The sequence below is a fragment of the Polaribacter sp. genome (assembly GCF_965656025.1).
Lineage (GTDB): Bacteria > Bacteroidota > Bacteroidia > Flavobacteriales > Flavobacteriaceae > Polaribacter.
Map to the genome: position 1 here is coordinate 1 of NZ_CBFHJT010000016.1, position 9995 is coordinate 9995.

The 9995-nt window shown below is 32.3% G+C and carries 7 protein-coding genes; 5 read left to right on the forward strand and 2 right to left on the reverse strand.

What is annotated here, in order from left to right; translation table 11 throughout:
* The 4 genes from ACTG3S_RS04565 to ACTG3S_RS04580 all read left to right on the forward strand — a co-directional run.
* Window positions 1-368: efflux RND transporter periplasmic adaptor subunit (locus ACTG3S_RS04565; protein WP_439128192.1), on the forward strand; the 368-nt coding region annotated here is incomplete at its 5' end.
* Between the two features lie 108 nt (window positions 369-476).
* Window positions 477-3671, forward strand: coding sequence for an efflux RND transporter permease subunit (locus tag ACTG3S_RS04570; protein WP_439128193.1), 3195 nt, complete (start codon window positions 477-479; stop codon window positions 3669-3671).
* A gap of 39 nt (window positions 3672-3710) precedes the next feature.
* Entirely contained in the window at window positions 3711-4013 is a 303-nt protein-coding gene (locus ACTG3S_RS04575; protein ID WP_439128194.1) for a hypothetical protein, read from the forward strand.
* 19 nt (window positions 4014-4032) lie between these two features.
* Window positions 4033-4218: a YgaP family membrane protein gene (locus tag ACTG3S_RS04580; protein ID WP_439128195.1), complete on the forward strand. Its 186-nt coding sequence runs from the start codon at window positions 4033-4035 to the stop codon at window positions 4216-4218.
* 452 nt (window positions 4219-4670) lie between these two features.
* Here the strand turns inward: ACTG3S_RS04580 and ACTG3S_RS04585 are convergent, their stop codons facing one another.
* Together ACTG3S_RS04585 and ACTG3S_RS04590 are read right to left on the reverse strand one after the other, a co-directional pair.
* The gene (locus ACTG3S_RS04585) at window positions 4671-8123 is read right to left on the reverse strand and encodes a hypothetical protein (RefSeq protein WP_439128196.1); all 3453 of its coding nucleotides are present in this window, start codon (window positions 8121-8123) and stop codon (window positions 4671-4673) included.
* Between the two features lie 146 nt (window positions 8124-8269).
* Window positions 8270-9448: an acyl-CoA dehydrogenase family protein gene (locus ACTG3S_RS04590; protein WP_439128197.1), complete on the reverse strand. Its 1179-nt coding sequence runs from the start codon at window positions 9446-9448 to the stop codon at window positions 8270-8272.
* 164 nt (window positions 9449-9612) lie between these two features.
* On the opposite strand from ACTG3S_RS04590, the gene rnpA reads away from it, so the two are divergent.
* On the forward strand, window positions 9613-9995 hold a 383-nt coding region (rnpA, locus tag ACTG3S_RS04595), incomplete at its 3' end, for a ribonuclease P protein component (RefSeq protein WP_439128198.1).

Here is a 9995-nt window from a genome sequence, read left to right on the forward strand (position 1 = left end):
TGAAAGGAAAAGTGATAGAAGTGAGTACTTCTGCTAAAAATACAGGAGGACAATATTTGGTAAAAGTAGATTTAGAAAAAACCAATGCAAAAATTTTATCGGGAATGTTTACAACTGTCCAGTTTCCTGTAGCACAAAAAACAAACTCAGCAATGGTTTTAATCCCAACAAAAGCTCTTGTTAAAAACGGCCAACTATCAGGAGTTTACACAACAAGTCAAAGTAATACAGCTTTGTTACGATGGTTGCGTTTAGGTAGCGTTTATGGAGATAAAGTAGAGGTATTATCAGGTTTATCTGCTAATGAATCCTATATCATTTCTGCTGACGGAAAATTATTTAACGGAGCAAAAATTTCAATTCAATAACTATAATTAGCGTTAAGGATAGTAGTGGAAATCCTTTTTTTGCTGCCATAAATGGCAAAAAAAGATTGAAACGGATAGCCTGTTAAAACGCCCAAAAATATAAACAATATGAAAGAAGGTTTAGCAGGAAAAATTGCAAAAGTCTTTATCGGGTCGAAATTGACAGTATTACTAATGATCGTTTTTATGGTGATTGGGGTGTACAGTTCGTTTTTAATTCCACGTGAAGAAGAACCACAAATAGACGTGCCTATGGCAGATATTTTTGTGGGTTATCCAGGTGCAAGTCCTACAGAAGTAGAATCTAGAGTGGTAAAACCTTTAGAGAAATTAATTTCGAATATTAAAGGTGTAGAATATGTGTATTCTACTTCTATGAATGAAAAAGCCATGGTAATTGTACAGTTTTATGTGGGAGAAGACATAGAGCGTTCGTTTGTAAAATTGTACAATGAAATTAACAAACACATGGATCAAATGCCAAAAGGAGTTACGTTTCCTTTGGTAAAAACGCGTGCTATTGATGATGTGCCTATGTTAGGTTTAACCTTGTGGAGTGAAAATTATAACGATTTTCAGCTTGGACAAATGGCACAGGAGTTAGAAAGTGAAATAAAAAAGGTAAATGACGTTTCGATTACCCATAAAATTGGGGGAAGAAACAGACAATTACGTGTTGTTTTAGATAAAGATAAATTAGCTGCAAGCGGATTAGATTTCTTATCGGTTTTTAAAATGATAAAAGCCAACAACACACAACTAAGTGCAGGGAGTTTTGATAAAAATGATACAGAATTTTTAGTAAAAACTGGTAAATTTTTAGCCTCTAAAACAGATGTAGAAAATTTAGTAGTGGGTGTGCAACAGAATCAGCCAATTTATTTAAAACAAATTGCAACTATTGTTGATGGACCAGAAATTCCACAAAATTACGTGTCTTTAGGTTTCGGAAAAGCCAGTGAAAAATCTGCAGAATATAAATCAGAATACCCAGCAGTTACTATTTCTGTCGCCAAAAGAAAAGGGGCAGATGCCATGAAAATTGCTGAAGTGATTATTGATAAGGTAGATCATTTAAGAACCACTTTAATTCCTGATGATGTGCATGTAGAAATTACTAGAAATTATGGTAAAACCGCTTCTCATAAAGTGTCAGAATTACTACTACACTTAATAGGTTCTATCATTGCTGTTACACTTGTGGTGATGCTAGCCATGGGCTGGAGAGGTGGTTTGGTAGTATTTTTATCTGTTCCCATTACGTTTGCGTTGACATTATTGAGTTATTACATGTTAGATTATACCTTAAACAGAATTACGTTGTTTGCGTTGGTTTTTGTAACAGGTATTGTGGTTGATGATTCTATAATTATAGCCGAAAATATGCACCGCCATTTTAAGATGAAACGCCTGCCTTTTAAACAAGCAGCTTTATATGCAATTAACGAAGTTGGGAATCCAACAATTTTAGCAACCTTTACAGTAATTGCTTCTGTTTTACCCATGGCGTTTGTATCTGGTTTAATGGGACCTTACATGGCGCCAATGCCAATAGGAGCCTCTATTGCTATGATTTTATCATTATTTGTAGCCTTAACCATTACACCGTATTTAGGGTATATTTTCTTAAGAGAGAAAGAAAAAAAAGGAGGTAAAGATAAAAAAGAAAAGCCATTAGAAGATACTTTTATTTATAGAATTTACAATAAATTAGAGAGACCTTTATTAGAAAGTACAAGCAAAAGATGGTTGTTTTTGGGCGGAACATTCTTTGTTTTAATAGCAACAATGGGCTTATTTTTAACCAATTCTGTGGCTGTAAAAATGCTGCCTTTTGATAACAAAAATGAGTTTCAAGTGGTTATTGATATGCCAGAAGGAACTACCTTAGAAAGAACAGCCGTAGTTACTCAAGAAATAGCCCAATATTTAGCCACAAGACCAGAAGTGGTCAATTATCAAAATTATGTGGGTACTTCTGCACCCATAACCTTTAATGGTTTGGTGCGTCATTACGATTTACGAGGAGGTTCTAATATGGCAGACATTCAAGTGAATTTGGTGGATAAAGGAGCACGTAAAATTCAAAGTCATGGAATTGCAAAATTACTAAGACCAGAAATTCAGAAAATTGCAACAAAATACAACGCAAATGTAAAGTTGGTAGAAGTTCCTCCAGGGCCACCAGTGTTATCTACCATTGTTGCTGAGGTTTATGGACCAGATTATGACGAGCAAATTAGAATTGCAAATGATGTTCAGAACATTCTAAAAAATACAGAGGATGTAGTTGATATTGATTGGATGGTAGAAGCCAATCAAAAAGAATATCAATTTGAGATCAATAAAGAAAAAGCCATGTTATATGGAGTTGCGCCTCAGCAAATTGCCTATACCATGAATATGGCATTATCTAACACACCAATAACCAATTTATATGACGAAGATGCAGTACATCAAATTGGTTTGGTGTTGAGTTTAGATGAAAAAGAAAAATCTACCATTTCTGATATTTCGCAATTAAAGGTAACATCGAAACAAGGAACCATGATTCCAATTGCAGATTTGGTTGATATTAAAGAAACCATTGCCGCTAAAAGTATCTATAGGAAAAATCAAAAGAGAGTAGTGTATGTTTTGGCAGATATGGCTGGCGAGTTAGAAAGTCCTGCCTACGCAATTCTTGGGATGGATAAGAAATTAGGTGAAATTAAACTTCCTGAAGGCTATAAATTAAACGAAATGTATTTGGGTCAGCCAGATTTTGAGGACGACTTTACAGTTAAATGGGATGGAGAATGGCAAATAACCTTAGAGGTTTTTAGAGATTTAGGAATCGCATTTTTAGGAGCTATTATCTTAATATATATTTTGATAGTTGGTTGGTTTCAAAACTTTAAAGCACCAGTGGTTATGATGGTTGCCATCCCCTTATCATTAATAGGAATTATTTTAGGACACTGGATAATGGGCGCCTTTTTTACAGCCACTTCTTTTATTGGTATGATTGCTTTGGCAGGAATTATGGTAAGAAACTCTGTATTACTAATTGATTTTATCAACCTAAGACTAGCAGAAGGAATTCCTTTAAAACAAGCTGCCATTGAAGCAGGAGCCGTAAGAACAACTCCTATTTTATTAACTGCAGGAACTGTAGTAATTGGCGCATTTGTAATCTTATTTGATCCAATTTTTCAAGGGTTAGCTATCTCTTTAATGGGTGGAACTATTGTGTCTACAGTGCTCACATTACTAGTGGTGCCATTGGTGTATTATATGATAGAAAAGAAGAATTATAAATAGTTCTCGACTGTGGTCGAAAGGACATTAAAATTAAAAAACATGAAATTAGTATTAGTTACAGCAGTAGAAGAATTTCAGAAAAATATTCTGAAAATCTTTAAAAAAGCAGCCATTAAAAATTTAAGTATTACCGAAATTAATGGATTTAAGAATATTCCTGCAGAAATTTCTTCCAATTGGTTTTCGGCAGGTAAAAATAGCAATGAATCTACCTTGTTTTTCTCTTTTACAGATGATGAACATATAGATGTATTATTCAATTTAATTACTGAATTTAATAAAAATATGGAAACCAATAATCCGATAAAAGGTGTGGTTTTACCCATAGAAAGATTTATATAATAAATAAAAAAACAAGAAAATGTTAAACACGTATTTTAGAGTAATTGTTGGTTTTATGGTTTTGTTAATGGTAGCCTTAACCTATTATGTAAGTATACATTGGTTATGGTTTGGTGTATTTATTGGATTAAATATGATACAGTCTGCATTTACAAAATGGTGTTTGTTAGAAACTATTTTGATGAAACTAGGAATAAAAAAATAGCATTTCCCCACTCCAAAAAAAGAAAGAGGTTATCTTCAATTGTGAAGTAACCTTTTTTGAATTTAAAAACATTGATACTTCTTAGTAAATTTTAACAACTTTTTATTTTTATTTATTCTAAATAAACATTTATATTTGCAGTATATTTTTAAAATATGATTGTTTTTTATACTGATAATAAGCCAATAATTTCTTTAACAAACACTCCAGTTTGCGATGGTGTTTGTTCTTCTAACTGCTTAACGCCCAAAAGTAAATGTTGCAATAAATTCAAGAAAAAAGGGGTGAATTGTAAAAGGTGTCCTCATGTTTTGTTACAAAAAGCATCTTAAATTCTATTGGGCTCTTATCAATAAAAAAAGCTGATACAATTTAAAATTGATATCAGCTTTTACAAACTAAAAAACTAAATGCTATGCTCTTTCTAGCATTTTAAAAAACACATTCTTTAACTATTTTTTAAATAGTGGATCTGCGCCAATAGTACCTACTAAAGTCTCTAAATATTCTTTGGCACTTACTTTTTTATACATCGCTTTTACTTCTTGTAAACGGTTATTAATGTTCATATCTGCCACAAGCTCTTTATTATTAGCATCTGCAATAAAATCTTCTAAATAACTGATTTGTTTTGAATAAAAAGCAATATCTTTTTGCTGTTTTATAGCTAATCTTTCTTTATACCAATCACTATTAACAACATAGTCTCTATCAAAGTATTTTCTTAATTCAGCATCGCTAATATCTTTGCCTTCATAGTTTCCATATGCCATTATATGTAGCAATATTTTTAGCGGAGGTATTGCAGCTTCTATACTACCGTCTTCAAAATAATTTAAAGCTACTTTTTGTTGTGCTTCAGTAATGTTGTTAATTCCGTCTACAAAATCTTCTAAACCTTGTAATTCTGGTTTTAACATACGTTCACTAAACACAGCAGTAGGCTCGTCAAAAATTCTATTTAAACAATATAAATCGAATTTTTTTGTAATTCTATAACCTAATCTACTTGCCAACACCTTTTTACCTTCAAATTCAAAATCTTCTAGTTTTTCTAAAGATCCGTTTGCAATTAAGTTTTTTGGATCTCTGTCTTCGGGTGTCATTCTAGCCCAAATTTCTGGAATCAATAAACTAACATCATGATCTATTTTATTTTCTGCACCTATGTAACCTGCAGCAGTACTAAATCCGTTAGATTCTGTTAAAATATGAGACAATAACGCGTTGTTTAAATCTGTAGTTGGTGTTAGCATATTAAACGGAGCTTTTGTTAAAGCACCTTCAGAACCTGCACCTGTTGTAGAAGGAGATTTACCTGTTAAACTACAAATAAAGTCCATAAACAACTCTGGTGTTTCTTGATAATGTATTGGATTATACACAGCCAAAGGTCTAATACCATTTGCTTTGTCTACAGGATTGTTTCTTCTACCAGGTAAAACCGCATTTACCACATGAATTACTGGGTCTTTTGGTTCAATTTGTCTTTTTAAACGTACACCAATATCAGAAATATAAGAAGCCTCATTTTCATTATAAAACTTATTAGGTTCTAAATAACGAGGGTTTTTTGTTGGCAAACCATCTTCTATAATTCTCGGGTGAGATGGTAATACAAACTGAATATCATCATCATCGCTATTGATAATTTCTTTGATAAATTTCTTTACTGGCTCTGTATATTGATCAAAATTAATAGTGTCTTCGTAAATGGCAATAGCGTCTTGTTTAGTTAACATTTCGTAATTGGTTAAAAATCTTCCATTAGAAATAATATCTAATTCTGCGCCTTTATCATAACCTCTAACAATCGCTTCATCTGGTCTTTGAAATAAGTGTGCTTCGCAATTTGCAACTACTTTTACACTCGGATTGTCAAAAACTGGGTTTAAATCTTTAAACTGGTTTCTAGGTAAGGTAATAGATGCAGAAATATCATCTTCTGTCTGAATTTTTTCACTTGCAGAAAAATCTGAACGCAATTTATTGAGCATCCAATTACCTTGTTGATTAAACCCAATACGAACATAACTACCCACAACTGGTGTATTGTTGTAACGTAATGATGTACCTTTTGCACCGTTAATAATTTCTACAGACATCATATCTTTCCAGTTTAAATTAGCACCATGTGCTTGCCTAAACATACGTTTTACTAATAAAACTAAAGAACGAACGTGTACAGGAATATTGCTAATAAACTCATTGAATTCGTCTGAATTTTCTTCTGAAGGAGTTAACAGTTTTACCACTGAACCTAAAGTTCTTTTTTCACTTAAAAAAGATCTAGATTTTGGCCTATCTACGGTTTTATCTTTCCATCTAGTTGAGTAATTAAACTCAATAATTTCATCAGCTTTTTTAAAATCTTCTTCTAAATTATGGATATTAAAATTGCTATATGTGATGGCATTTTGCATCGATTTAGAAATTTCTGATTTACCACCACCAGAAACTGTACAAGGTTTGTGGCAGAATACCCCTTCTGGAAAAGTTTCTACAATTCGCCATAATTTATTTTGCGGATGTTTTTCTAAACGTAATTTATTTCCTGTGGGATGCACATAAGTTTTGTAAGGAGACAATGTTAATGTTTGTTCTTTACCTTCATACTCCCAACTAATGTTGTTTTTGTTGATATCAAAATAAGCTGTTTCAGGAATGTAAATTACATTAGGATAATTTTTATCAAACGCATAATTTTCTGGTTTTACTTCAATTCTGTCTGCTAATAATTTTTTTACATCTTCAAAATTATGTTCTAAACCATAATATCTGTAGTAGTCTTTACCATTTACTGTATCTCCCATAACACGTCTTGCATAAGCAATGGCACCACCTGCGTGTTCTTCTTCTACCAAGCCATATAGGTTGGCAGAGTAACTAATTTGAGTTTTTATTTCTTTTTTAGAATATCCATAATAATTATCTGCAATTAAAGTAACAACAACACCACTTTCGTTTCTACAAGTAATTTTAAAAGCGCCACCATCATTATACAATTCGTTTTCGTCTTTCCAACACATACCATCTTTTCTTTGACGCTCTGTAGCATCATCAAAATGAGGTAACCCAATTTCTTTCTTTTTTAAAGTTAATAACTGAGGAGCTAAAATGATACAACCTGTATGGCCTGTCCAATGTTCTGTGTCTAAAGCAGCATCGTTTTGTGCAATAGTAGGATCGCCTGCATTGCCAAAAATACTTTCAACAAAATCTAAATTACTCACTAAATTACCTGGTGCAAAAAAGCGAACTTCTAAAGATTTTTCTGAAATTACGCCTTTTACTTCTGGGCAAACAATGGGTCTTAATAGCATAGAAACCATTACTTTGGCCTTGTCTTTTTGACTATCTGTAAATGGTAATACTTTTAAATTATCTGGAGCATTAAAAGCAGCATTTAAAAAGTGAGCCAATACAACTCTAGGTACTTCTTTTTTATCTAAAGGCACTGGTAAATCGCCCTCTACAATATGAAACGTACCTTTAGTAGTTCTTTTATCATGTAAAGGATTGTTTAAAATACCTTGTTTTAATCGTTTAGATTTTACCAAATCGCTTTCAAAAGAATTACCATCTGGTGGTAAACTAGTTTCTCTGGCTTGTCCTTTTTTTGATAATATTAATGTATTATTTGGTAAAGCATAAGATATATTAACATCTACATCTTTTAAATAGTCATTTATAAAATTTTGAATTCTAGTATCTGCAGGACAATGATGATTTGCCAATAACCTAGATTTTTCTTGAATACTTTTGATTAATCCTCCAGTAAGTTCTTCGAATTTCGGGTTGCAATATTGAACGTTACTATTTTCTTTGTCTTTAAAGGTAGGTTCGCCAAGAGCTGCAAGTTGCAAATTGGTAAATTGTATAATGTCTTTTCTAGATTCTTCCATTTGTAATCGAATTTTAGTATTTAGTATTACACAAAACTAAAATAAGTTACTCGTGAAAAACATGTCAAATGTCATGTTATCAGTAGAATCTACGAATACGTTGTAGCCAAAAAGAATCTTAATTATTGATAAATAGGAGTCGTTTTTTACTTAAAAGCGTTAAAACCAGTAACATCTAAACCAGTAATTAATAAATGAATATCATGTGTACCTTCGTAGGTAATTACACTTTCTAAATTCATCATGTGACGCATAATAGAATATTCGCCAGTAATTCCCATTCCACCCAACATTTGTCTTGCTTCTCTAGCAATGTTAATGGCCATTTCTACGTTATTTCGTTTTGCCATAGAAATTTGTGCAGAAGTAGCTTTGTCATCATTCTTTAAAGTCCCCAATCTCCAAGCCAATAATTGTGCTTTGGTAATTTCTGTAATCATTTCTGCTAATTTTTTCTGTTGCAATTGAAACTGACCAATAGGTTTGCCAAACTGTTGGCGTTCTTTTACATAACGTAAGGCAGTATCATAACAATCCATTGCTGCTCCAATAGCACCCCAAGCAATACCATATCTTGCAGAATCTAAACAACCTAAAGGAGCACCCAATCCAGATTTATTGGGTAGTAAGTTTTCTTTGGGAACTTTAACATTGTCAAAAATGAGTTCACCAGTAGCAGAAGCACGCAAAGACCATTTATTGTGAGTTTCTGGAGTAGAAAATCCTTCCATACCACGTTCTACAATTAGTCCGTGAATTCTTCCTGCTTCATTTTTAGCCCAAACCACAGCAACTTGTGCAAAAGGCGCATTCGAAATCCACATTTTTGCACCATTTAATAGATAATGATCACCTTTATCTTTAAAGTTTGTTTCCATTCCACCAGGATTAGACCCATGATTGGGTTCTGTTAAACCAAAACAACCCATCCATTCACCAGAAGCTAATTTTGGTAAGTATTTTTTACGTTGTGCTTCTGTACCATATTTAAAAATAGGATACATTACTAATGATGATTGTACTGAAGCAGTAGAACGCACTCCAGAATCGCCTCGTTCTATTTCTTGCATGATTAATCCGTAAGAAATTTGATCTAAACCAGCACCACCATATTCTTCTGGAATGTAAGGCCCAAATGCACCAATTTCTGCCAAACCATTAATAATCTGGCTTGGAAATTCTGCTTTTTGAGCATATTCTTCAATAATTGGAGAAACATCGCGTTTTACCCAATCTCTTGCTGCGGTTCTTACTAACTTATGTTCTTCAGTTAATAAATCATCGATATTATAATAATCTGGTGCTTGAAATAAGTCTGGTTTCATATCTTAAAATGTGTAAATTTAAACAAATTTAACTATTATTGTTATATTATAAACAAATATGTGTTGAAATAAAATTCTAAAAACTAGTTAAAAATACGTATCTTTTTTAAAGTTAGCTCGCAGAAATTGTTAAAAAGTTGCTATTTTCTCTTAAGTTTGTAAAGATGAAATACACTTTAGGGAAACAAGAACGTTTAAAGCGTAGAAAGCTGATAGAAAAACTATATGCTGAAGGAAAATCTTTGAAGAGTTTTCCTTTAAGAATGATGTATTTACAAACCCCACATACATCAGATTATCCTTGTCAGGTTGGAGTTTCTGTGCCTAAAAGAAATTTTAAACTGGCAGTAAGTAGAAATCGAATAAAAAGACTATTAAGAGAAAGTTATCGTTTACAAAAAGAAATTGTGTACAATAATTTAGAAGAACCTTATATATTTATGATTTCTTATATTGGAAAAGAAGAGCCAGCTTATGATGAGGTGTATTTAAAAATGCAAAAACTACTAAACTTGTTTGTAGAAAAAACAAAAAACATAAAAAATGA

Bases quoted from the DNA above. Each gene is read 5' to 3' on its own strand.
- ACTG3S_RS04570 (WP_439128193.1), top strand. From the start codon at position 477: ATGAAAGAAGGTTTAGCAGGAAAAATTGCAAAAGTCTTTATCGGGTCG.
- ACTG3S_RS04575 (WP_439128194.1), top strand. From the start codon at position 3,711: ATGAAATTAGTATTAGTTACAGCAGTAGAAGAATTTCAGAAAAATATT.
- ACTG3S_RS04580 (WP_439128195.1), top strand. From the start codon at position 4,033: ATGTTAAACACGTATTTTAGAGTAATTGTTGGTTTTATGGTTTTGTTA.
- ACTG3S_RS04585 (WP_439128196.1), bottom strand. From the start codon at position 8,123: ATGGAAGAATCTAGAAAAGACATTATACAATTTACCAATTTGCAACTT.
- ACTG3S_RS04590 (WP_439128197.1), bottom strand. From the start codon at position 9,448: ATGAAACCAGACTTATTTCAAGCACCAGATTATTATAATATCGATGAT.